Raw genomic sequence first — 24,159 nt, forward strand, 5'->3', positions numbered from 1 at the left:
ATATCATATTTTTCACTTTATGTCAATATATTTCAAATTATATATAATTTTATTTAAATATTAGCCATTTTTATAATTTATTAAAAGACATTATCAGCCGATAATGTCTTTATGTTAATAAATTTTGTTTTTACAGCAAATTTTTATAAACCTCCAGCGTCTTTTCCGCGCAATCTGTCCAGCTGTATTTTTTTATTTGTTCATATCCCCTGCTTTTTAAATTTTCTTGCGAAGCTTTATCGGCCAGCGCTTTTTCAATCGCGTATTTCATATCCATTTTATCGCTTGGATTAAAATACGAGGCGGCTGGACCGAGTATTTCCGGCAAACAGGTTTTATTTGAGCTAACGACCGCTAGGCCGTGCGCCATAGCTTCTAAGGGCGGCAAGCCGAAACCTTCGTAAAAAGAAGGAAAAACATAAAGAGCCGCGCCGGCGTACAAGGCTTTTAATTCATTATCCGGAACATAGCCGGGAAAAATAATATTACTGGAAAAAATTTTAGCGAATTGTTTTAGCCGGCCGTAGAAATAATCTTCTTTACCCACTAAAATTAACTTTAAATCCGGGTGATTTTTTATGATTTCAGGGAAAATTTCTATTAAGCCTTCCAAATTTTTATGCGGATAAGCATTGCCGACATAAAGTAAGTACGGCTGGCTGATGTTATATTTATTTAAAACCTCGTTAATATCTACGGGTTCGTTAATTTTAGTTAATTCAGCTACGCCCTCGTAAGTTACGATTATTTTTTCCGGATTAGTTTTAAATTGTTTGACTATTTCTTTTTTAGTATATCCGGAAACGGCTAATACTTTTTTTGACCTTTTAATCGCTAAGGAAATAACGATTTTATAAGCCAGATTTTTTATTTTGTAAATAACCGGCCCTAAAGTCGTGGCGCGCAAAGTCGGAAATTTTATTAAAATCAAATCATGAATGGTAACGATAAATTTAACCGGGCAGAAAATCGGCACGTTAAAATGCGGAAAGTGCATTAAATCCAGACGCTGGCGCCAAATATAAAATGGAAAAACTATCTGCTCGGCCAAGCCGTACCATCTTATGTCGGCCAGAACTTTTTTTACCCGTAGGCCGTCGCATTTAAAAGCGGAAAAATTTTCTTGGCGCAAAAAAATAACGTATTCATTGTCCCGGTCAAGCTTAATGATATTATCAACGACTTCCTGCGTATATCTGCCCAAGCCTTTGCCTAAGGGCCCGTAAAAGCGGGCGTCAATGCCGATGCGTTTGATTTTATTTTCTTTATTCATAAATAAATTTATGTCATTGCGGGCTTGACCCGCAATCCAGGTTAAATCCGTAATAAATTTGCGATTAAAATATACTTTCAGAAACAACACCTGTGCTTTCTATTCTGGATTCCGGCTCGGAGGCCGGAATGACAGAGGAAATTGAGCTTTGCAATGACAATTTATATAAAGTAAAATCTTCGGTAACTTTGGCTACGGTTTCTATTTTTAAGCCGAAGGGCGGCAGTTTTCTGTTATTTAAATAATTAAAATCTTTCTCCGGAAAAGTAAAATTATAATAATAAACCGGCAGATATTGAGTTAAAACCGCGTATTCTTTTATCATATTAGGGTCGTCAAACAAGCCGACGATCACTTTTCTGGCCGGAAATAACAGCTTATCATGATACTGGGTGACGATAACCGCTCTGGCTTCGGTTAAATTCAAAATTTGCTCGTATTCGGCGCGAACCGCCAGTTGCTTTTGCGCCGATTTTATCAGGCCTTCTTCCGAACCGAATAAAACAAACCTGATGGAAATAAAAAATACCAATAAAATTATTAAGGCGCGCAGGCCGTAAATAAATATTTTTTTCTTGAAAATATTGGATAACTTCACTAAAAAAATAACGGCCAAAGGTATGGCGCCAAGATAAATCGGCAGCCAGTAGCGGGTATAGGAATTGCCGATGGTCCGGCTTTTAGGATCCGGATTGTCATGAAAATCCCAACTGCCGTAATAGGAAATTAAAATCGCGGCCGCGGCGAATAAAGCCAATAAATAAACATAATGCTTTTTCCGCCATTTTTTTATTTTTGACAAGAGGAGCAGAAAGCCGAAAAACGCCGGCCAGAAAATCCAATAAAACATTTTAGCGAAATAAAAATACAGCATTTTCAGGCTTTTAAGCGGCTGATAGCCGAAGTGAAAAATATTATTTTTTATCTGCGTTAAATCGTTTTTAACCGCCCCGGAATTTATAGCCCCGATTTTTAAAATTTCCGAGCCGGCGCTGGCAATATTTAAGATAGACTGGTTCATTTCGTTATAGCCGCCGCGCCAAAATGATTGATAGAGTATTTTATTCCAATACATGGCCGGCGACAAAGCGAAAAATAAGCAGGCGATAAAAATCATAAGCTTGATCAGGCCGAATTTTTTAATATTAAACAGCCAGATTACGAGCCAGACCGGAGCCAGCCAGATTAATTCAGAAGTCCGCGTTATTATAGTTAGGCCTAAAAAAGCGCCGCTTAAACCGGCGGCCAGATTCGGTAAAATACCGGCGGCGGCAGTCTTAACTTTATCCATATCCGGCTCGGCCTTTTTCTTTTTTACGGATATTACGGCGAAATAAAGGCTGATGACAAGCAAGACAACGAACAGCACATTATGGAACATGCTGCGGGCGCTGTAATAAACCAAGGGCGGAAAAACGGCGAGAACCAGCGCGGAAATTAAAGCGTTGCGTTTGCCGAAAATCTGCTTAATCAATAAATAATAAAAAATAATGCCTAAAGCGGCGAAAAACGGCGTGAGATACGGTAAAATTTTATAAGTGGTTAAGCCGGCGATCTTGCCGTAAATTAAAATAATGCCTAAAAAACTTACCGGCTTTAAGTAGCCGAAATCGCTTCTGACGCTGCGCGGATGCAGGATATCGGAAGACAGAATATTATATTTTTCATAAATCATCAGCTGGCCTTCCTGGGCGTAAAGTTTGGTAAAATTATAATTCGCCGATTCGTCCGGCGACAGCCATTTAACAAAATCTCCGGATTGCGTATAATAATTAAAGCTGGCCGTGCCGATGAAAAAACAAACCGCGGCCATAATTATAACAATTATACGCCAGTATTTTTTCAGCCATTTTTTAAATACGCCCAATATCATATATTTTTTTACATTGTTTCTACTGTCATTGCGAGGAGCTTCAGCGACGAAGCAATCTCACGTACTCGGAATTTAACCAGAGATTGCTTCGTCGCCCCGAGTACGGGGCTTCTCGCAATGACTATATATTTTACATTTCGTACAAATAAATCGGCAAATCTTTTTCGCTCGGCTTATCTGTTATTTTCGGCTGCCAATCATGCAATTTAAAAGAATAGGAAACAACTTTCGCGCCCGGCTTTAACTCTCGTTTAAGCTTTGAGCAAAATTTTTCATTTAAAACATGGGGCATGCCGAAAAAATAAACCGCGTCGGCCGAAGATAAATTTTCTTTATACAAATTTTTAAACTTAAATTCAATATTGCTTTGCTTATTTAAAGCCTGCCTTAACTTGCAGACTAAATATAGCGGCAAGGAAATTTCTAGGCCGATGGCTTTAACTTTATAATTATTAGCCGCGTAAATTACAACTTTGCCGTCGCCGCAGCCTAAATCATAAAAAGTTTGCCCGGGACGCAAATCGGCTAACTTAAAAATTCTTTCTAAGTCGCGGCCGCGGCTCGGCACCCAGGGGGCGAATGACAAAACCGAAAAAATTAAGCTAAAACCGCAGACGATAATAAACAATAAAAAAGCCATGCTTAAGCTATAGAGAACGATGGAAATTATCATAAAGTGTGGTAAAATGAGAATATAATGACTAACAAACTGTTAAATATCATTAATTCACTCTTGATATTAATCTGCCTTATTTCAATATTTGGCGGCTTAATTTACCGTTTTTATTCGCTTAATAAGCTCGGCCTAATAATTAGCTTAATTTTAGCGGTTATTTCTTTTATTATTATACAATATTTCCGCCTTTTAGCAAGCAAAAAAATCAGACGCCAAAAACCGGAGAAAATTAACGCCGATAAGTTTAAGTTAATTAATTTTATATTTTATGCTTTATATTTTATATTTATTTTATCCTGCTTCTATATTTTATTCAGCCATAGAACCGGCGCGGCCATAGTTTCCCCTTGGCAAGCGGCGCCAAAATATTTTTTTATTGTTTATACCCTAGCGACCCTGTTATTAATCGGCAATGCGGTAATTAATAAAAAATTCGCCTTATGGCTCATAATGCTCCATTATTTTTTATCTTTTTCCGTAGCGCTGATAATTTATAAGCTGGGCTACGGCTATGACTCGTTCATTCACCAAGCCACGGAAAATTTAATTGATAAGACCGGCGCGGTAGATCCTAAGCCGTTTTACTATTTAGGCCAATACGCCTTAGTGGTAATTACTCATAAAATAACTACTCTGCCCATAATTTGGCTGGATAAGCTTCTCTTGCCCCTGCTCGCCGCTTTATTTTTGCCTTTAACTCTCTGGCGCGTTTTAAAATCATGGTTTGATTCTTTAAGCCTTAATTTAATATTAATTCTCGCCCTTCTAGCTTTAAGTTTTCCCTTTTTAATCGTTACCACGCCCCAAAATCTGGCGTATTTTTTATTGATTTTAGCGATTTTACTGGGATTAACTTGTAAAAATTCTCATGATTATTTAATTATCTTGCTTCTCTCGGCGGCCGCGGCCATAACTCATCCGGTCGCCGGCCTGCCGGCTTTGCTGTTTAGCGCGCTGTTAGCGGTCTATTACAGCGATAATAAAATAAAAAAATATCTCTATCCCCTCTTAATCATAATTGCCATCGTTATTTTGCCGGCTTTGTTTTATTTTTTAAACAGAAACCTGGCCGCGGCCGCGCCGAGCGATAATTTAGCCCAAAGCGCGAATCAGCTGCAATTAAATATCCCGGGGCGGGAAAATTTTATTTTAAATTTTGCTTATCTTTACGGCTTTAATCTGAAATTTATCTTTATTTTACTGGCCCTAAGCGGAATTTTTATCGCTTATAAGCATAAAGAGCAATGTAAAATTTTATGGCTTTATTTTTCTCTGTCCGCCGCTTTATTCATGTCGTATTTAATTACGGCTAAACTGCCGTTCGCCTTTTTAATAAATTATGAAAGAGACGACTATCCGCAGAGGATATTGCTGGCCGCGGTTCTGTTCCTTTTGCCTTTCTTTATCCTCTCTATTTACGCCATGCTGGAAAAAATCGCCAAGCAAAATACTTTTATTATTTTAAGTTTCTCGGTGTTTTTATCTTTGCTGATTAGCGCTTCTTTATACATAACCTATCCGCGCTACGATAATTATTTTAATTCCCGCGGCTATTCGGTTTCGGCCGCGGATATTAAAGCCGTGGATTTCATTAATAACGATGCAAAGTCGGATTTTATAGTTTTAGCCAACCAGCAAGTAGGCGCGGCCGCTTTAAGCCGCTACGGCTTTAAAAAATATTACGGAACCGATCAAATTTTTTATTACCCGATCCCGACCAGCTCGCCGCTTTACGGGTATTATCTGGACATGGTATATAAAAAACCCAGCCGCGAAACAATGTCCGCGGCCATGGCTTTAGCCGGCGTTGATGAAGGCTATTTTGTTTTGAACAGATATTGGTGGGCTTTCACTAAAATTTTAGACGAAGCAAAATTATCCGCCGATAGCTGGCAAGTAATTAACAACGGCGAAGCGGTTGTGTTTAAGTATGAGAGATAAGTATATATTGACTTTTTATTTATTTTATGCAATATTAATATATTCAACTATTCAACGTTGTTTATAAATCAATAAAAAGGAGGAAAAAAACATGTATGCGTTGGGAAACATTAAAAAATTTGTAGAAGATAACCCACAATTAGGGGAAGAGCGTATTAAAGGAATTCTTGAACGCGCTGAAGCAGTGTCATTTAATAATGTTATCTCCGGAGATTCAGTTGAGGCTATTATGCAAGACGATGTTCTCGCTGCCAAGTTTAGTTATATCGTCATGAGCGAACCTGAACATATGAAAATTGTCCTTTCAATTTTCGGCGCCACTCGCTTGGCCTCGCGCGTAGAATAATTGAAGCTGATATGTGTTTTGTAACCAAAAAGCCTGTACAAAATGTTCTCGAAACATTTTGCTCAGGCTTTTTTAAAAAACTTCATTTGTTTATTTTCACTTTATAATCTTCCCTAACTCCTTAATATAATCTTCAACCTTAAAATCCAAAGCTTTTTGCCGGCCGGCTTGGGCTAAATCGCCCAAGCTATTTTTATTCTCAATCAGCCAAATCATTTTTTCAGCTAGACTATCGGCGTCCGCCGGCTTAAACAAAATGCCGGCGTTTTGGTTTAATAATTCTGGTATACCGCCCAGGTCGCTCGCCAGCACCGGTAACCCAGCTACTAGCGCCCGCTGAATCGCGTTAGGGCAGTTTTCATAAACTAAAGACGGATAAACCAGGCAATCAGCCGCGCCAAGCAATTTATCAGCCGCTGACTCGCCCGGCCAGCCTAAAAATTTAATATTATTATTTTTGACCGCCTTGGCGCGCGCCTGCTTAATCCGCGAACCGTCGCCGGCTAAAACCAGCTCAACTTCCGGATATTTTTCTTTAATTTTATTAAAAGCATCTATCAATAAAAACACGCCTTTGTGTTTTTCAATTTGGCCTAAAAATAAAAAAATAAAATTACCGGAGCGCTTGCTCACCTGTTCCGGCACAATTTCCACAGGATTAGGCAAAACCTCAATTTTTGCCTGCGCAAAAAAATTTCTTTTTATGTATAAATCTTTAAGCCAGCGCGAAGGGAAGATAACGGCCGGCGCCGGCGCAAATAATTTACCGCACACGCTTGAATAAACTTTAGCGAAAAAACTATTTATCATCCCCTCCTCCCCGTAATACATTAAGCCGGACGGATGGATTAGCTGAATATCATGCGCGATATGCAAATATTTTATTTTTAAACTTTTAACCGCTAACGGCGTTAAAAATCCTATACCCATTAAATTATTAGTTATAACGGCCTCGCATTTTTCCGCCGCCAAAATCTTTTTAATTTTAAAATAACCGCTAAAATTAAATAGATTCCAAATCTGCCAAAAAAAACGCAAAAATTTAGGCAGTTTGTTTAAATTATAATATAAGCTGTTTAAATAATAAATTCGTAATTTTGAATCCGCGATCGGCAATTCCTTGTCGCGCGGCCTCGTCGTAATTATAAAAACATCATGTCCGGCTTTAATCAAGCCCTGAATTATAATTTCCGAGACTTTTTCCGCGCCGCCGCGGTTAAAGGGCTTATATAAATTATTTATTAAACAAATTTTCATAAGTATATTGTCATTGCGAGAAGTGAATGAAGCGGAGCGTAATGAGCGACGAAGCAATCTCTGGTTTAATGGCGTGTGCGTGGATTTTTACCAGAGATTGCTTCGTCGCTGAAGCTCCTCGCAATGACAAATTAAATTTAAATTTAAAAAATGCACAAACCTGCCTACCGGCAGGCAGGTTTCGCCTAAGCGGTAAAATAATTTTATCAGAATAGCGTTTCAAACAAATTTTCATAATGTTTAAATCGCACGGCTTAGCGGATAATATTTTACAGCATCATACTTTCGGGCTGTATTTTACATAATGATAAATAGAATCCAATCTTTTGCCGACCTTTTCCCAAGTATATTTACTCTCTACTAATTCTCTGCCGGCCCGGCCCATGGCTTCGGCTAATTTTTTATCGCTTAAAATAGTTTTTATTTTATTGGCCAAGTCATTAATGTCCCCGGGCTTAACCAATAAACCCTCTCGGCCATTTTTAAAGACGCTTCTGACTCCGGGCAAATTTGAAGTAATCACCGGAGTGGAGCAAGCCATCGCCTCAAGCAGAACTAGGCCGAATGCTTCTCCTTTATTAATCGACGGCAGAACCAGGCAGTCGCAATAATTATAAAAATTAACCAGCTTGCTGTTATCAACACTATCATAAAACTTAACGTTGTCTTCAATGCCTAAATTTTTCGCGCAATTTTTATAATAAAGCAATAAATTCCCCCGCCCGATCACATTTAAAATAATCGGCTTTGACCGCGAACTTTTAATAATAGCGGCCGTTGCTTTGAGCAAATTTTCCAAACCTTTAAAATAATGGGCGTCGTCCAAACCGCCGACGAATAAAATAATTTTATTTTGCCGCTGTTCATTTATATTATCGCGGTAAGTGACAAATTGTTCAAGATTAACTCCGAATAATATTTTTCTGAATTTCTCCGGCTTGGCTTTGTAATATTTTCTTAAATCAGAATGTTTGACGTAATCAAGCGAAGCGCAGGTAATAATCTTCGCCGCCCTGATCATCAATGGCAAAACTAAAATTTTATATAAATAAAAAACAGCGCCCTTGAATCCTCCGGCGCTCGAATCCATGTGATAATGCAGCATTAATTTCATTTTACGGCCCAGCAATAATTTTATCAGGAGTATTGGCATAAGCGCTCCGTAAAACGGATAATGCAAATGGACTATGTCAAAATTTTTCAATTTCCAAAAAAGCTGGGGTATGAAAGCGGCATTGCCGTATTTAAACAGCGGCCTTAAGCGTTCAACCACGAATTTACCTTCATGGCGGTCAAATTCATCTTCGTTTTTTTTATAATTATAATTAGGAGTAAAAACCGTTACTTTATACCCTAAATCAGCCAGGCTTTCTGAAATATTATAAACACTATTGCCGATGCCGCCCCGGTATGGCGGAAAAGTGCAAGTTATTTGCGCAATTTTCATAGATTAAACGCTAATTTACAAATATTAAACTAATTATCTTTATTATTCGCGTTATTATCTTTTAAAGCAATATTTTGCACGACTTTAGTAATATCCTTTTCAATTTTTTCCAATTTTAGCCTTAAGCGGAAAACAAAATAAAATAGCACGGCCACGCTTAAATATAATAAGACTTCAATGCCCGAGCCGCTAAAGCCCAGCCCGGCCACTAATTTATCGAGAAATTTCAAAGAAATTATTAAAACTGCAGCTAAAATCCAAAAAATAAGCCAAAATAAAAATTCATTTATGCCGATATAATTTTTTTGTTTTTGCCAATAAAGCCGGGCGAGAAAAAAAGCGATGATTATAAGCGCGATTGTTTGTTGCAGCATAAAATTAATATAATTAATATAATATTTTACAGCTTTGTAAAATTCTAATTGACCAGCATGGCGATAAACAAATCTTTTAGAATTTTCAGGCCGCCGGAAAAACTTTGCCCGAAATTATGGTAAATGACTTTAATGGGTATTTCTTTAACTTTAAAATTATTCTTTTTTACTTCAAACATTATCTCCGAGCAATGCGCCATCCGATCCTGCTTCCAGCTGATTCTACGCGCCGCCTCGGCCGACATCGCTCTGAAACCGCTTTGCGGGTCAGTCAAATTTACATTAAAAAATACTTTATTAACCGCTTTAGCCAAAGGCATAATAAAATATTTTTTGAAAAAAGGCATGCCTAAGCTGTGCTCGGCGTTAAGAAAGCGCGAACCGAAAACAACTTGCGCTCTGCCGTCTTTAATCGGCGCCGCGATGCGTTCTATATCTTGGCTTAAAAACTGGCCATCGGCGTCAAAATGGACGATTATATCGGCGCCATTGTTTAAGCAATACTTAGTTCCGGTTCTTAAGGCCGCGCCTTGCCCGCGGTTTATTATATGCTTAAGCAAAACCGCGCCGGCCCGCGCGGCTAAATCAGCCGTCCGATCGCTTGAGCCGTCGTCAACAATCACTAGCCTATCAACCAGCGGACGTACCTGGTTAATTATTGTTATTATGTTTTTTTCTTCATTGAACGCCGGAATGACACAAAAAATCTTCATAAATAATTATATTAGCACCTCATGTTTGGGCTAAATTTATAAAATTTTCGTGCGAGGACTGTTTGAGCCCAAGTAATCTTGGGTGAGTTCCGAGAGGAGAAAATTTTATAAATTTAGCCCAAACTATATGTCGTAAATTTTTTTATATTACAGTTTTTAAACCTTTGCTGGCCCGTAAATCATCAATGGTTTTTTTCAGGCCGTTTTCCAAAGTAACAATCGGCATCCAGCCCAGCTCTTCCCGCGCCCTGGTTATGTCAGGCAAGCATAATTCGCTGATAAATAAATTTTTCTCCGCGTAGGTTATTTTGGACTTTGAATCTAAAATTTTTATAATCATTTCACAAATTTTTTCCAATTTCATATCAACGTCCGAACCGATATTAACCGGGCCTAAAATATGGCTATCCATTAATTTTACGCAAGCATCAACGCAATCGCTGATATAGCAAAGCGAACTGGAAAAATTTTTATCGCCCGGAATAACCAGATCTGAATTTTCCAAAGCGCTGTTTATGAAATCCGGAATTAGATTGCCTTCATTTAATTTCATTCTAGGCCCGTAAACGCGGAATAAGCGGATTACCTTTGAATCAATATTATGAACTTGGCGATAATTTTCCACCATGGTTTCAGAGAATCTTTTGCCTTCGTCATACGAACTTCTTTGAGAAAGAAAGTCAACTTTGCCGATTTCGCTTTCTCTGATTCTCTTCTGGCTGTCCAGCCTTGGACCGTAAACCACGGAGGAAGAAAAATGCATAATTTTCGCCTTATAGCGGACCGCTAAATCCAGCATATTCTTTAGGCCGTAAGACGAAGCTAAAATAGTCTGAATTTTATTTTTATCAAAATTCTTAGGCGAAGTCGGGCAAGCTAAATTATAAATTTCCTGGACGCCTTGAAATTCTATTTTAAATTTTTGCAACTCCGATAATTTTTCCAAATCAATCGGTTCGGCAATATCATGCTTTATAAATTCAAAATTAGGGTCGGAAAGCAGATGGTCAATATTCCTTTCGTCGCCGGTGGAAAAATTATCAAGGCAAATTACTTTGTTATTTTCTAAAAGGCGGTCGCATAAATGCGAGCCGATAAAGCCGGCGCCGCCGGCCACTAAAACGTTTTTTTTGTCAAAAATTGCTCTTTTGCTCATATATTTTATTTAATAAATTATATTTTTAAAAAATTACTTATTGATTTTTATACTGCCTACGCTTACTCCGCCGCCGAAACTTTCTTCATAAGCATAAAACGAGCCAACGATTCTGCCATCAGCTTTAAAAACGCGGACATGAGGCGCTCCGCCCGGACCGGCGGCGGTTATAATTTCATCCAAGCCGTCATTATCTACGTCGGCTTTAGCTAAATTCACGCCGCCGCGGAAATTACTGTTAAAGGCGAAAAAATGCGATAATAAATTTCCTTTGCCGTCAAAAAATTTAATATGCGGCCCGCCGTTTTTTTCCGGCGCGGTAATAATATCCGCTCGATTGCCCCTTGAGCCGCTTCTAACGCTGGCGATCGTGACTTTAACGCCGCCGCGGAAAGTTTTAGGGTAGGCCAAAAATTGCCCTTGTAAAATGCCGCCGGCTTTAAAGATTCTAACTTCGGGAATTTTTCCGGCCGCCAAACCGGTCACTATTTCATCTTCGCCGTCGCCGTCTATGTCGCCGGTAGCGATATTAAGCCCGCCTTTAAACTTATTATCATAAGCGTAAAATGAGCCTAGCACCTGGCCGCGGCCGTTAAAAATTTTTATTTCCGAATTTCCGCCCGTAGCTTGCGCGGCGATAATTTCATCACTGCCGTCATTGTTAACGTCGGCAGCGGCAATGTTAACGCCGCCGCGGAAATTACTGTTAAAAGCAAAGAATTGGCCGATCGGCTCTCCTTTCAGGTTAAAAATCCTGATATGCGGCCCGCCGCCAAGCCCGGCCGCGGTAATAATTTCCTGTTGGCCGTCATGATTTATGTCCCCGGAAGCAAAATTAACGCCGCCTTTAAAATTATTGGCGTAGGCGTAAAACTCGCTATCTTTTTTGCCGTCTTGATCGGTAATTTTTATAAGGCTGGCCAGGCCGTTTTTCGGCCCAATCAGCAATTTTTCAATTTTATTATTTAACAGGCTCTGCGCGTAATTAACCGCGGCCGCGATATTCAGCCTGCCTTTGCCAAGCTGGCCTAAATATTTCGGATTTAACCGACTGATATTATCCGTATTATCCAATAGCGTTTTTATAATCTGGTCTCGGTTTAAAGCCGGGTTAGCGCTGGCTATTAAAGCCAACGCGCCGCTTACCATGGGCACGGCGACCGAGGTACCGGACCAATAACCGTCATAATATTTATTAAACGGCTGGCCATTTAAGTAATTATCAGGCGAATAAACCACTGTGCTGAAAACACTGACCCCGGGCGCGGCAATATCAATGCATTTATTGCCAAAACTGGAAAAAGCCGCTTTCTGGTCTAAAGTATCGGTTGCGGCTACGCCGATTACTCGGTTCTCGCCGTTAGCGCCATCAAGGCAAACCGGATACATGGGAGTTTGATCCAAATAATAGCCATCTCCCTGGCCGACTTCATTGCCTCCGGCAGCCACCACGATTATTCCGGCGTTATAAGCGCGTTTTATGGCGTCATCAAGGCCTTGGCTGTAGCCAAAGCCGACAAAACTTAGATTTATAATATTAGCGCCGTTGGCGACCGCGTAATCAACCGCCTTGATAACTTTAGAAGCGCTGCCTTCGCCTTTGTCATCCAAAACTTTAAGCGGCATAATTTTCGCTTTCCAGGTTATGCCGGCTATGCCGGCGGCGTTATTGCCGGAAGCCGCGGCTATACCGGCGATAATCGTGCCGTGCAATATTCCGTCTTCGCTAAAATCCGGCTTAAACTTTGGCGACGGATCAGGCACATTATTGACAAAATCCCAGCCGTTAACATCATCAATAAAACCGTTTCTGTCATCATCAATATTGTTATCGGCGATTTCTTTTTTATTAAGCCAGATATTGCTTCTTAAATCGGGATGGCTGATTTGCACTCCTGAATCTAAAATGGCGATGACAATCTCGGGGCTTTCCCTTTTATTGTCCCAAGTTTCAATGGCTTTAACTTTTTGCAGATACCATTGATTATTGAAATAAGTATCAGACGGTATTATGGCGGCTTGATAAAGATAATTCGGCTCGGCATATTCCACTTCCGGCAAACCGCTATAATAATTTAAAAAATTATTAAAATCGCCTGCTTGAGCAATTTTAATGGCTATCGGTTCGGTTGAAGCTTTAAATTTCACCAATATTTCATCAGCGACAAAATTATTTTGGATAGCGCCAAAAGCATTATGGCCGGTGAATATAATCAGCCCAAATAAAAATATAATAAAAAAAGATGTTATATTCTTTTTCATAACATCTTTATTATAACATAAGTTGCCGGTATTTTTCAAATCTAAATTTTTTCCAAAAGCGCCAATGTTTCCCGGGCGCATTTAGCCAGGCTAAAGTCTTTTACTCTGATAAAACCGTTAGAGATTAATTGATCGGCCAATTCTCTGTCCAATAATATTTTCGCCATTTTTTGCGCCATATCATCCTTATCCCCCGGGTTGAAAAGCAAAGCTGAATCTTTAACAACTTCCCTTATGGAAGCGATATTGGAAGCCGCGACCGGCGTGCCGCAAACCATGGCCTGGAGCAAAGGTATGCCAAACCCTTCATAGAGCGAAGGAAAAACAAATAAAGCGGCGCCGTTATAAATATAAGGCATATCGGCTTCCGGCACCCAGCCGGTCATAATTACGTTATCTTCAAGATCATATTCGTTTATGACATATTTAATTTCATCATAGCCGGAGTCGGCTCTGCCTACTAAAACCAACTTAGGCTTTATCTGGCTGAATTTTTGCCTCATGATGGCATAAGCGCCGACCAGATTAGCGGTATTTTTCTTTTTTTCCAAGCGGCCGGCATAAAAAATATAAGGGGCTTTAATGTCATATTTATTTAAAACTTGTTTTATTTTTTCCGCGTCCTGAATCGGGCGATAAAGCGCGCCGTTAAAGCCGTTATAAACCACTTTAATTTTTTCCGCGTCAGCTTGATAAAATTCCACCATTTCTTTTTTAGTAAATTCAGACACCGCGATAATTGTTTTGGCGTGCTTGAGCGCGAATTTCGTTGACCAGCTATGATAATCAATAACATTTGAATGAAACTTGCCTAAAGTAAACAACCTGACTAAAAAATTGAAAACTCCGGAAATTAAGCCGCTGGCCGGGCCGATTTTATCCGAACTGTAAAGTTTGGCCTGGCGCTCAAAACCTATGTCATGGATAGTAACGATTGATTTTTTCGGATGAATAACCGGCAGAGTGTGAGCCGGTATGAAAAGTACGTCTGCCCGATGCATTAACATTTCATAAGACAAGCGAATTTGCGTCCAAAAAAAAGTAAAAGGCCAGTTTAAAATTTTAACGCGGAAATTACAATTTGGACTTTTAATTTCTTGCCAGCCGTAGCCGTCTATTTTACCCGGCTTAGCCGAATAATTTTCATCGGTTAAATCAGCTAAGCCGCCGGTTAAAGGCTTATCACTATATAAAATATATTGATTTTTTGAATCAATTTTAGCCAGCTCTCTTATCAAATAATAAGAATACCACTCCGTACCGCCTTTAAATTTTCTATTCGCCCTTGAGGCGTCAATGCCGATAAGCATAAAAATTGTATATAATATTGGGCTAAATTTAGAAAATTTTCGTGCGAGGACTGCCTGCCTGCCGGCAGGCAGGTTTGAGGAGCTTTAAGCGACGAGTTCCGCAGTAGAAAATTTACTAAATTTAGCCCAATTAATATGTAGTATAATAATTTTATTTCGTCGCAAAAATACTCCGTTTATACGAGTCCAAATTCTCAAGCGCTATCCCCGTGCCTTTGGCCACGCAAAGAAGCGCGTCGTCCGCCACGTAAGCCGGCACGTCGGTGGTGCGTGAAAGCAACTGGTCAATGTTTCTTAGGAGCGACGAGCCGCCCGAGAGTACCATGCCTTTATCCATAATGTCGGCGGCTAATTCCGGCGGAGTATCCTGCAAAACTCTTTTAGCGGCTTGGATTATAGCTTCCAGCTCATTTTGAATCGCTTCGGTAACATCATCGGAATTAACCATAATATTTCTCGGTAAGCCGGTAATCATATCGCGGCCGCGTATTTCCATGGTTAATTTGTCTTCCAAATATAAAGCGCTGCCGATTTTAATTTTAGTCTCCTCGGCCGTTCTTTCGCCGATGGCTAAATTATATTTTCGCCTGATAAATTCCTGAATGGCCGCGTCAAATTTATTGCCGCCGATGCGCACCGAAGTTGAAGTTACTACTCCGCCTAGTGAAATTACCGCCATTTCCGCCGTGCCGCCGCCAATATCAATAATCATATGCCCGGAAGCCGAACCGATGGGAATATCGGCGCCGATAGCCGCGGCAATCGGCTCTTTTATAATATAAGCCGCTCTGGCTCCGGCCGCGATAGTCGCGTCAATAACCGCCCGGCGTTCGGTTGAAGTAATGCCGGCCGGAACCGCTACCATAACTTCCGGCCGGAACAATCTTATGCCGCCTAGAGCTTTATTGATAAAATATCGGAGCATGGCTTCGGTAGTATGATAATCGGCAATCACGCCGTCTTTCAGCGGCTTAATGGCGACAATAGTGTCCGGCGTTCGGCCTAACATATCTTTAGCTTCATTGCCCACGGCTAAAATCTTTTTATCAATCAAAGAAATCGCCACCACCGAAGGTTCGTTAATAATAATGCCTCTTTTAGGCAGATGCACTAAAGTATAAGTTGTACCTAAATCTATGCCGATCCGCTTGATAAACATAAGATATAATGTCATTGCGAGAAGCCTGTAATCAGGCGACGAAGCAATCTCTTCCTTATTGTCATTCCCGCGAAAGCGGGAATCCAGGTTTAAACGCTATAAACAAGTTTCTGGATTGCGGGTCAAGCCCGCAATGACGAAGTAAATTTCGCTCGCAATGACAAATAAGAATTTAAAACTTAACTTCAAAGCTTCTATCTATATTTAAGTCCCCTTCCCACTTGATACTGGCCGGGCTTACTTTTCGCATATACAGGCTGGCTGGGCTATATGATTTTATACTATTTTTGAAGTTTAAGTCAACCGTAAGATTATCTAGCTCTTTACCCGGCTGTTTTTGGATATAAAGGCCGTAGTTATTATTTAGCCTAACCGACGGCGGCAGCTTATACTCAACCGTAAGATTTTTAATTTTCCCCGGATCAACGGTTAGATAAAAACCAAACCAAGTTTTCCCCGCTTCATTACCCGTGTCTATCTCCTTGGCGTCGTAACCGCTGATTTTAATTAATTGGCTGCCTAACGGAACGTAGATTCTGGTATAGCTTTTATAAACGCTGGTTCTCCAATCAACCTTGCCGTTATGCGCGTAATTAAGAGTTAATTTAGAAAATAAGCCATTAGCCCCCTCGGTTACTTTATAATTTATGCTCCGGCTCATAACCGCGTCGGTTTTTAAAGCCCCGAAATTAGCATCAACTACCATAAAATAATCGCTATAATAATTCTTTATTTCTCCGGCCCAGCCGTTAGCCGCCGCGATGCTTTCTAATTGGTTGTCAGTTAAATAAAGCAATAAATCCTTCTCGGCTAAATTATTAATCGCGGTATTTATAATTTCCGACCATTGGTTCGGCGGCAAATCAAAAATTTTAATTTTTAATTTTTTAGCTATTTCGCCGATAACTTCTTTCCTCTGCCAATTAGAAACGCCTAAAACCATATAGCCTCTTTCTACCTGATATTGCAATAAATCGTGAAAATTGTTTTGGTCATAAGATTGGCCTTCAACTATTATCGGGCCGGTTATTTTCAAAAAATCAGTGATTAATTTCGGCGTAAAGGCGATAACGCCGTTAAACTTTGGAATTTTCTCCGCCTCCGGGTTTAAACGGCTTTCAATTTGATAAAACTTATCTATGTTTTTCGCGGCGGTCGGCCAATCAGGCGACCAGTTAGCGTCGCGCATATACCATTTATCGTTTAAATACTTTTTAATCGGTTCCGGCGGCTCCATATTCATTTTGCTTTGAGCCGGCATGTCAAGGTGATAAATATCATGCGTGCCAAAATTTATTATATCGCCGTCTTTAATTTTTAATATGGCGTAAGTGCCTAAAAATCCCCCGGTCGGCCTTAATTCGTCATTATTCTGCAGCAAGACTAAATAATTAACTTCGCTGGGGTAGCCGGCCAGAGCCGGAATCATCTGCGACAAAGGAACTGCTTTCTCTAAAATAAGGCTGGCTTGGCTTATTTGTTCTTTAACCTGGCCGATTTTATCTTTTAAGATAAACAAAATGCCCGAGGTGCTTATTTGATCTAAATTAATATAAGCTAAATCCAGATCGGCTTTTATGCCGTTTAATTCCGGCGCCGACTCAAATATTTTTCCAAGAAGATTGCGCTTGACTTCCGGGCTTAATTTAGAAAAATTAAATTTATTATCTCCGGTTAAAAAAGCTTCAAGGCTAAGGCCGAAATTCGCCCCGCCAGCGACCGCTTTGCTTAAAAATTGAACGGAAATTAAAAGGCCTTCGGCGTCGTTTAGCTGGCTTATAGCTAACGGCAGACGGCTTATAAAATTATTGCTTTTTATCTCTTCAAGCTTATTGATTGAAAAATCAAAATTATTTTCCGCTTGTTTGGCTAGCTTAACGGCTTGATTAAAATCTTTCTGTTCGGCGAAGATAACGGCTTGCTCTAAATTAGCTTTGCCGAAATTTGCCTGATCGTAAATTTGCTTTAAATCAATAATTTGTGACGATAAAAAAATCAGCAGCAGTAAAAATAAAAAAACTACTGTCAAGCAAAAATATTTTAAAACTTTATACGCTGAATTTAAGCGCCGGCGCTTTTTAACCGGCGGAAGCCGGCCGATTAAGCCATCGGCCGCTTCGTGCAAGTCTTTAAAATTTATATGTTTTGATTTTGAAAAATGAAACATAGATAATATAAAATTTTTAATTTTTAATTTTATAAATAATTTCTAATATCTTAATTTTTAAACATTAAAAATTTAAGCATTATTTAAAAATTACAAAATTAAAATTATTATTCATTATACCATCTTATTTCCGCTTAACCAAGCATTTACTCCTGCCTTAAGGCTTCTATGGGATCAAGCCTGGCGGCTTTACGCGCCGGATAGATGCCAAAACCCAAGCCAAAAACAACCGCGAAAGCCAAAGAGACATAATAAGCTTTAAGAGGGACTAAAAATCTCCAATCCAAGCCATAATAATTAGCGCCCAGCGAAATTAAATATGACACGCCGATGCCGGCCAAAACACCAACCGCGGCGCCGATTAAAGTTATAATTAAAGACTCAATAAGAAATTGAAACATAATATCGTTATATTTGGCGCCAACGGCTTTGCGCAAACCGATCTCGGCCGTTCTTTCCGTGATAATAACATACATAATATTCATAACGCCGACGCCGCCGACTACTAGCGAGATGGCGACAATGGCTAAAAGCATTAAGGTAATGGCCCCGGTTACGGTATCTAAGACGCCTAATGATTCTTTCATGGTAACGACTCTGAAATCGTCTTTGCCGGTATCGGTCATGCCTTCGCCTATATTTTTAACCACCGGTTCGCCGGGTTTAAACTCTAAAGGAGTTGAAACAATATCATGATTTTCACGAATAATTAATCTAGCCTCTTCGGCCGTTTGATCGGCTAAATCCGGATCTTTAAGCTGATGCATCATAAACATCACATTGTCTATGCCTAAAATTCTTTTTTGCAAAGTCCTGATCGGCACGTAAACGAAATTATCATAATCCAAAGTCATAACCGCGCCCCTCTCTTTAGCCACTCCGATAACGCGAAATTTAACTTTTCTGATTTTAATATATTTTCCTATGGGGTCGCTATCGCCGAATAGCTTATCTTTTATTTTATAGCCGAGGACGGCGACCGGAGATTCCGACTTGTCTTCGGCATCGTTAAAATACCGGCCATAATCAACTTCTGTTTTATCAATCTCCACGATGCTGGCGGTAGTGCCGAAAATCAAAGTTTTTTTTGATTGTTCGGCGTAATTAACCTGCTCTTGCCCCAGTATGGCCGCGTAGGCGTTTTTAATATTCGGCAATTTACTGACATCTGCCATATCTTCTAAAGTCAAAGTGGTAATTTGCGCGCCCTGGGCGATAGCTATGGCGCTTTGCTGTTCGGCCGCTATGCCCTTTTTACCGGTCGGAGCTTTAACTTCGGTTTCTATTAAATCAGTGCCGCCGAAAGATTCAACCTGGGCGTAAACCAAGCCGCTAATTCCCTCTCCGGCCGAATAGACGATGATAACGCTGGCGATGCCGATAACTATGCCTAAAACAGTCAGGCCGGTTCTGACCTTATTGCCCATGATGGAACGCGAAGAAATTTTTAAAATAGACAAAAAATTCATATTGAAAAATTATTCATGCCTTAAAGCTTCGACCGGCTGCAATTTGCTGGCTCTTAGCGCCGGGTATAAGCCGAAAATTAAGCCAACGCTTGCCGAAACCGCTAAAGCCAGCGTAATTGACAATAAAGAAATGGACAAATCCCAGCTATAGCCCAAAAAATTGGCAATAACCGAAATTAAAATTGCTATTAAACTGCCGATTATAACGCCGATGGTTCCGCCGCTTAAAGTAATCGTGGCCGCTTCCATTAAAAACTGAATCATAATGCTTTTATTGTTGGCGCCGACGGCTTTTCTTAAGCCGATTTCCCTGGTTCTCTCGGTAACGCTTACCAGCATAATATTCATGATGCCGATGCCGCCGACCAATAAAGACATGGCGGCGATAGCCACTAGAAAAAATTTCAAGGCGTCGGTAATCGTGGTTATCATTTCCATGGCTTGGGCCGAACTTCGGACCGTAAAATCGTCACTAGCCCCGCTTTGATCGGAAATATCATGCCTCTCGCGCAAAGTGGCTTTAACGTCATGCATGGCCCTGTCCGTATCTTCTTCGCTGTCAATTTTAAGCCTCATCATGCTGACATGATTTACTCCGGCGATTAATTTTTGCATGGTTTTAAGCGGAAGGAAAACCTGATCATCGTTATTTTGGAAAGCCACCGTGCCTTTCTCTTTCATGACGCCGATGACTTCAAACGTATGTTTTTTTATTTTCACTCTTTGGCCGATCGGATCGGATTCGCCGAATAATTCTTTTTTTACCGCGCTGCCTAAAACCGCGACTTTAGCTAAATTTGTTTCTTCCTCTTTGGTAAAAAATCTGCCTTGGTCAATTTCACCGCCCTCAACATTCATATAGCCGACCGTCGCGCCGCTTAAATTGGTATCATATGAATTCGCGCCCCAGCTGACATTGCCGACGCTCTTATAGTAAGCCACTAAATCAACTATGTTAGGCACATTTTTTTTGTCGTTTAAGGCTAAACCGTCTTCATAAGTTAGCGTGGTAATTACTATGCCCATAACAGTGGCCGGCGGGCCGTCTTCTTCCGAAGCGCCGGGCAAAATTCCGATTATATCGGTGCCTAAAGTTTTTACTTGATTGATAATCAGGCTCTGCGCTCCGGCGCCCACGGCCATAATAATAATAACGGCCGACACGCCGATGATTATCCCCAGCATTGTTAAAAAGCTTCTGCCCTTATTGGCCAGAAGCGCTCTGGTTGAAGTCTTAATGGATTGTTTATAAAATTCCAGCATATCGTTTTTCTAAACATTGGCTTTAGCTTTTGTAAAATTTTCGTGCGAGGACTGTTTGAGGCCGAGTAATCTCGGCCGAGTTCCGCAGTAGAAAATTTACAAAAACTAAAGCCAATCTACTGCTGTTTAACGTTTAACTATTTCAGCATCTCTCCATCCTTAGCTATCCTTCGGTGCGTGACTTCATAGTCATCCACTATTAAGCCGTCTCTGACTTTAATAATTCTTTTGGCATGCTCGGAAGTATAAGTTTCATGGGTTACTAAAACTATGGTATTGCCCAGATCGTTTAATTTTTGCAAAATTTCCATTATTTGCACGCCTGATTTTGAATCAAGGTTGCCGGTCGGCTCATCGGCGAAAATAACCGCCGGGTCGTTAACTAAAGCGCGGGCGATAGCTACCCGCTGTTTTTCGCCGCCGGAAATCTGATTGGTATAATAATTTAAGCGATGCGCCAGTCCGACGCTTTCTAAAATCAGTTTGGCCCGGGCTTCGGGCGCTTCTTTACGCTTAGCATAAGTCAAAGGCAGCATAACATTTTCTAAAACCGTGGTGCGCGGCAGAAGGTTAAAAGCTTGAAAAACAAAGCCGATTTTGCGGTTGCGCAGTCCGGCCAATTCATCGTCGTCCAATTTAGTCACGTCTTTGCCTTCAAGAAAATATTTGCCGCCCGACGGCCGATCTAAGAGCCCTAAAATATGCATTAAAGTGGATTTGCCCGAGCCTGACGGGCCCATGATAGCGATAAAATCGCCTTGAGCGATATTAAAACTAAGGCCGTTTAGAACCGGCGTGACAATTTCGCCGTTGACGAAATTTTTAGTTAAATTGTACGCCTGAATAAGCATAAAAGAAATAAAAAAACCCCAATAACCAAATCCCAATAACCAAACAATTCTAATTAAATAAAAACTGGTCATTGGTCATTGGAGCTTGGAATTTTTAAAAATTATTTGCTTTGCTGTATATAAGTCACCACAATATCGCCTTCGTTCAACCCGGATAAAATTTCCACCAACCCGTTATCGCCGCGGAGCCCGATAGTAACCGGCACTTCTTTAACTTCTTCTAAAATTAAAACTCTCGCGAATTTACCACTGCCGTTTTTTTCAATCACCGCCCTTGACGGTACGATTAATACGTTATCTTTCTTGGCCGTGGTGATATTGGCGTTAGCCGTCATGCCTGATTTAATATCTTTTTCTTTGCCGTCAAAATTTATTTTTACTTTATAATAAATTACGTCCTGAATAACGGTTTCCGCCGGCTCTATAAAGCTTACCTGGCCGTAAAATTTAACATCTTCGCCGAAGGCGTCAAGCGTAATTTCCGCCTGATCGTTTACGGCCACCTTGGTTATATCGGCCTCGGAAACATCAACTTCAATTTCAAAATTATTCATGCCGAGCAAGGAAAAAACCGGCTTGGCCGAAGAAAACTGCTCGCCGGCCTCATAATTCTTTTTCGTGATCGTGCCGTCAAGCGGAGCCTTGATAATATTGTTATTAATTTGATTTCTCACTAAGCCTAAAGAAGCTTGCGCCTGGTTAACTTGAGCCTGGTATAAATTTATATCTTGCGAGCGCGCTCCGGCTTTAATCTGGCTTAATTGCGCTTCGGCCACTAGCCAAGCCTTATAATAAGTGTCAACTTTGGCTTGAGCCGCCGCGTTCTGCTGCGCGCCGGTTACTTTAGCTGTGGCTAAAGCATTTTTAGCCGCTAAAATCGCGTTATTAAGATTATTAACTGAATCATTTAAATTATTCTGGGCTGTTTGCACCGAAGCAATGCCGGCGGAAACGTTAGTCTGTTGCGCGCTGATAGTTGTTTTATAAGCGTCAAGCTCCGCCTGGGTAAAACTCGCGCCGACTATGCTTACTTCTAAAAGATTATAGCAATTTTTTAAGGCGCTGAAAGTTTTATTTAAAGCGTCTAAAGTATCGGCCGCTGCCTGGCTGATATTTCCGCCGGCTTGGCTCGCCCTGGCTTTGGTTAAAGCCGTATTGGCTGAAAGATAATCTTTTTCCGTCGCGTCAATCAAAGAAAAATCGCCCGCGCCCAAAAGATATTCGGCGCCATCATCATTTAATATGGTGTTGATGTTGTCCAAAGCGTTGGCGGCCACGGAAATTTTCGCCTCTATCGTCGTTAAAGCCACGGCCTTATAATTTTTGACCGCTTGCTGATAGCTGGTTATAGTTTCGCCGGAGGTTAAATAAAGATCGCTTAAACTCTTCTCCGCTTGCGTTATATTTTCATTAACCGTATTTTTAATTTTCTCCAATTCATTTAAAGCCGAAACATAAGCCGTCTTGGCCTGGTCGGCGCTGGCCTGGCTGACCGCCAATTCGCTGGCCGTGGATCCGGCTAAAAGCTTGGCTAAATTCGCCTGGGCAACCTGCAAGCTGGCCGTAGCCTCTCTTTCTTTTAACAGCAAATCGCTTGAGTCAAGCTCGGCTAAAATTTGATCTTTCTTGACTTTATCGCCTACGCCGGCGAAAATATTGGCGATTTTTCCGTTTATGGTAAAATTTAGATCAATCTCTTTATTGGCTTTAACCATGCCGGTTTCGCTAACAGTCTGGATTAAATTTCCCCGCTCAATTTTAGCGGTCGTATATTCAATCTTTGGTTTTTTGTTAAAAATAAAATACGCGCCCGTAGCCGCTATAATTATCAATAAACCGATAATAAAAAATTTGTTTTTAAAAATTTTCATTTGTTTTTTTCCTATTTTCTATAATTTTTTTAAATTTATCAACAAACTCATCAAGATTCAACTCGGTTTTTATCAGATAAAAATCCGCGCCAAGCTCCGCGCCTTTTTGCCGGCTGTCCGAATCGCTTAAATTGGTAAAGATAAAAACCGGTATTTTAGAAATCGCCGGGTCGGCTTTGATTTTAGCCAGCATGTCAAAACCGTTTATCTTCGGTAAAATAATATCTAAAATAATATAACCCGGCTTCTGAATTTTTATTTTTTCCATAGCCTCTTTTTTATCCGCGCCTTCATCGGTAATAACCTCAAAACCTTCTACTCTAAACTTAGCTTGTAGGCCATAAAGCAAATTAGCGTCATCCTCAATTATAAGAATTTTTTTATTTTCGCTCATACAATTAAAATTTAAAGCAATTAGCATTACCTGGAGTAATTATACTAATTTTTAAATAATTTTACAAGCCGTCTTTAATGAAAACGCCCCGGTAAAAAACCGAGGTATTTTCACTAAATGAAAATAGTTTTTTAAGCTTTGCCTAAGATTCTAAACATAGCTGTGGCGCAAACCGGGCATTTGCCCTTCATGGCTTTGCGCTTTACTCCGCCCTTGCCGTTCATTTCCACCTCATTAGCATCCTTCATTTCTTGTTTGGCCTTGCATTTTACGCAATAAGCTTCCATAGAGTTATTTATTCGCCGCCGGGGCTTAATCCGATCAGACGATTAATTTATTAAACTGCTAATATTAAAT

The 24,159-nt window shown here is 40.3% G+C and carries 20 protein-coding genes; 2 read left to right on the plus strand and 18 right to left on the minus strand.

Going from position 1 to position 24,159, the window contains the following annotated elements:
- Positions 1–130: 130 nt before the first annotated feature.
- The 3 genes from WC639_03395 to WC639_03405 form a co-directional block, all read right to left on the minus strand.
- Entirely contained in the window at positions 131–1,273 is a 1,143-nt protein-coding gene (locus tag WC639_03395) for a glycosyltransferase family 1 protein (protein MFA6306823.1), read from the minus strand.
- A 64-nt stretch (positions 1,274–1,337) separates the two neighbouring features.
- On the minus strand, positions 1,338–3,146 hold the full coding sequence (locus tag WC639_03400) for a glycosyltransferase family 39 protein (GenBank protein MFA6306824.1): 1,809 nt from the start codon (positions 3,144–3,146) through the stop codon (positions 1,338–1,340).
- A 130-nt stretch (positions 3,147–3,276) separates the two neighbouring features.
- Positions 3,277–3,819 carry a class I SAM-dependent methyltransferase gene (locus WC639_03405; GenBank protein MFA6306825.1) on the minus strand — a complete coding sequence of 181 codons (543 nt, stop codon included), beginning with the start codon at positions 3,817–3,819 and terminating at the stop codon, positions 3,277–3,279.
- Positions 3,820–3,843: 24 nt separating this feature from the next.
- Between WC639_03405 and WC639_03410 the strand changes: the two genes are divergently transcribed.
- Both WC639_03410 and WC639_03415 read left to right on the plus strand, forming a co-directional pair.
- Positions 3,844–5,763 (plus strand): hypothetical protein, encoded by a 1,920-nt coding sequence (locus WC639_03410; GenBank protein ID MFA6306826.1) that lies wholly within the window; start codon positions 3,844–3,846, stop codon positions 5,761–5,763.
- A gap of 100 nt (positions 5,764–5,863) precedes the next feature.
- Positions 5,864–6,109: a hypothetical protein gene (locus WC639_03415; GenBank protein MFA6306827.1), complete on the plus strand. Its 246-nt coding sequence runs from the start codon at positions 5,864–5,866 to the stop codon at positions 6,107–6,109.
- A gap of 96 nt (positions 6,110–6,205) precedes the next feature.
- Here WC639_03415 and WC639_03420 read toward each other — a convergent pair whose 3' ends face one another.
- The 15 genes from WC639_03420 to WC639_03490 form a co-directional block, all read right to left on the minus strand.
- The gene (locus tag WC639_03420; GenBank protein MFA6306828.1) at positions 6,206–7,366 is read right to left on the minus strand and encodes a glycosyltransferase; all 1,161 of its coding nucleotides are present in this window, start codon (positions 7,364–7,366) and stop codon (positions 6,206–6,208) included.
- A 277-nt stretch (positions 7,367–7,643) separates the two neighbouring features.
- Entirely contained in the window at positions 7,644–8,813 is a 1,170-nt protein-coding gene (locus tag WC639_03425) for a glycosyltransferase family 4 protein (protein MFA6306829.1), read from the minus strand.
- Between the two features lie 29 nt (positions 8,814–8,842).
- Positions 8,843–9,187 (minus strand): DUF2304 family protein, encoded by a 345-nt coding sequence (locus tag WC639_03430; protein ID MFA6306830.1) that lies wholly within the window; start codon positions 9,185–9,187, stop codon positions 8,843–8,845.
- 44 nt (positions 9,188–9,231) lie between these two features.
- The gene (locus WC639_03435) at positions 9,232–9,900 is read right to left on the minus strand and encodes a glycosyltransferase family 2 protein (GenBank protein ID MFA6306831.1); all 669 of its coding nucleotides are present in this window, start codon (positions 9,898–9,900) and stop codon (positions 9,232–9,234) included.
- A 142-nt stretch (positions 9,901–10,042) separates the two neighbouring features.
- Positions 10,043–11,056, minus strand: coding sequence for an NAD-dependent epimerase/dehydratase family protein (locus WC639_03440; protein ID MFA6306832.1), 1,014 nt, complete (start codon positions 11,054–11,056; stop codon positions 10,043–10,045).
- Between the two features lie 33 nt (positions 11,057–11,089).
- Positions 11,090–13,318, minus strand: coding sequence for a S8 family serine peptidase (locus WC639_03445; protein ID MFA6306833.1), 2,229 nt, complete (start codon positions 13,316–13,318; stop codon positions 11,090–11,092).
- Between the two features lie 41 nt (positions 13,319–13,359).
- Positions 13,360–14,628 carry a glycosyltransferase family 1 protein gene (locus WC639_03450; protein MFA6306834.1) on the minus strand — a complete coding sequence of 423 codons (1,269 nt, stop codon included), beginning with the start codon at positions 14,626–14,628 and terminating at the stop codon, positions 13,360–13,362.
- A 151-nt stretch (positions 14,629–14,779) separates the two neighbouring features.
- Entirely contained in the window at positions 14,780–15,802 is a 1,023-nt protein-coding gene (locus tag WC639_03455) for a rod shape-determining protein (GenBank protein ID MFA6306835.1), read from the minus strand.
- Positions 15,803–15,959: 157 nt separating this feature from the next.
- On the minus strand, positions 15,960–17,954 hold the full coding sequence (locus WC639_03460) for a DUF4012 domain-containing protein (protein MFA6306836.1): 1,995 nt from the start codon (positions 17,952–17,954) through the stop codon (positions 15,960–15,962).
- Positions 17,955–18,100: 146 nt separating this feature from the next.
- On the minus strand, positions 18,101–19,423 hold the full coding sequence (locus WC639_03465) for an ABC transporter permease (protein MFA6306837.1): 1,323 nt from the start codon (positions 19,421–19,423) through the stop codon (positions 18,101–18,103).
- Positions 19,424–19,432: 9 nt separating this feature from the next.
- Positions 19,433–20,686 (minus strand): ABC transporter permease, encoded by a 1,254-nt coding sequence (locus WC639_03470; GenBank protein MFA6306838.1) that lies wholly within the window; start codon positions 20,684–20,686, stop codon positions 19,433–19,435.
- Positions 20,687–20,823: 137 nt separating this feature from the next.
- Positions 20,824–21,537: an ABC transporter ATP-binding protein gene (locus WC639_03475; protein ID MFA6306839.1), complete on the minus strand. Its 714-nt coding sequence runs from the start codon at positions 21,535–21,537 to the stop codon at positions 20,824–20,826.
- Between the two features lie 101 nt (positions 21,538–21,638).
- The gene (locus tag WC639_03480) at positions 21,639–23,408 is read right to left on the minus strand and encodes an efflux RND transporter periplasmic adaptor subunit (GenBank protein MFA6306840.1); all 1,770 of its coding nucleotides are present in this window, start codon (positions 23,406–23,408) and stop codon (positions 21,639–21,641) included.
- A complete protein-coding gene (locus WC639_03485; protein ID MFA6306841.1) occupies positions 23,395–23,802 on the minus strand; it encodes a response regulator in 408 nt (135 codons plus the stop codon). Before WC639_03485 ends, WC639_03480 begins: the two co-directional genes overlap by 14 nt.
- A gap of 131 nt (positions 23,803–23,933) precedes the next feature.
- Entirely contained in the window at positions 23,934–24,089 is a 156-nt protein-coding gene (locus WC639_03490; GenBank protein ID MFA6306842.1) for a DUF5679 domain-containing protein, read from the minus strand.
- Positions 24,090–24,159 lie beyond the last annotated feature (70 nt).

Source organism: Patescibacteria group bacterium (assembly GCA_041662965.1).
Classification (GTDB): domain Bacteria; phylum Patescibacteriota; class Patescibacteriia; order Patescibacteriales; family GWC2-42-12; genus JACPHD01.

Coding starts and splice junctions, on each gene's coding strand:
- WC639_03395 (MFA6306823.1), bottom strand. CDS start 1,273: ATGAATAAAGAAAATAAAATCAAACGCATCGGCATTGACGCCCGCTTT.
- WC639_03400 (MFA6306824.1), bottom strand. CDS start 3,146: ATGATATTGGGCGTATTTAAAAAATGGCTGAAAAAATACTGGCGTATA.
- WC639_03405 (MFA6306825.1), bottom strand. CDS start 3,819: ATGATAATTTCCATCGTTCTCTATAGCTTAAGCATGGCTTTTTTATTG.
- WC639_03410 (MFA6306826.1), top strand. CDS start 3,844: ATGACTAACAAACTGTTAAATATCATTAATTCACTCTTGATATTAATC.
- WC639_03420 (MFA6306828.1), bottom strand. CDS start 7,366: ATGAAAATTTGTTTAATAAATAATTTATATAAGCCCTTTAACCGCGGC.
- WC639_03425 (MFA6306829.1), bottom strand. CDS start 8,813: ATGAAAATTGCGCAAATAACTTGCACTTTTCCGCCATACCGGGGCGGC.
- WC639_03430 (MFA6306830.1), bottom strand. CDS start 9,187: ATGCTGCAACAAACAATCGCGCTTATAATCATCGCTTTTTTTCTCGCC.
- WC639_03435 (MFA6306831.1), bottom strand. CDS start 9,900: ATGAAGATTTTTTGTGTCATTCCGGCGTTCAATGAAGAAAAAAACATA.
- WC639_03440 (MFA6306832.1), bottom strand. CDS start 11,056: ATGAGCAAAAGAGCAATTTTTGACAAAAAAAACGTTTTAGTGGCCGGC.
- WC639_03445 (MFA6306833.1), bottom strand. CDS start 13,318: ATGAAAAAGAATATAACATCTTTTTTTATTATATTTTTATTTGGGCTG.
- WC639_03450 (MFA6306834.1), bottom strand. CDS start 14,628: ATGCTTATCGGCATTGACGCCTCAAGGGCGAATAGAAAATTTAAAGGC.
- WC639_03455 (MFA6306835.1), bottom strand. CDS start 15,802: ATGACATTATATCTTATGTTTATCAAGCGGATCGGCATAGATTTAGGT.
- WC639_03460 (MFA6306836.1), bottom strand. CDS start 17,954: ATGTTTCATTTTTCAAAATCAAAACATATAAATTTTAAAGACTTGCAC.
- WC639_03465 (MFA6306837.1), bottom strand. CDS start 19,423: ATGAATTTTTTGTCTATTTTAAAAATTTCTTCGCGTTCCATCATGGGC.
- WC639_03470 (MFA6306838.1), bottom strand. CDS start 20,686: ATGCTGGAATTTTATAAACAATCCATTAAGACTTCAACCAGAGCGCTT.
- WC639_03475 (MFA6306839.1), bottom strand. CDS start 21,537: ATGCTTATTCAGGCGTACAATTTAACTAAAAATTTCGTCAACGGCGAA.
- WC639_03480 (MFA6306840.1), bottom strand. CDS start 23,408: ATGAAAATTTTTAAAAACAAATTTTTTATTATCGGTTTATTGATAATT.
- WC639_03485 (MFA6306841.1), bottom strand. CDS start 23,802: ATGAGCGAAAATAAAAAAATTCTTATAATTGAGGATGACGCTAATTTG.
- WC639_03490 (MFA6306842.1), bottom strand. CDS start 24,089: ATGGAAGCTTATTGCGTAAAATGCAAGGCCAAACAAGAAATGAAGGAT.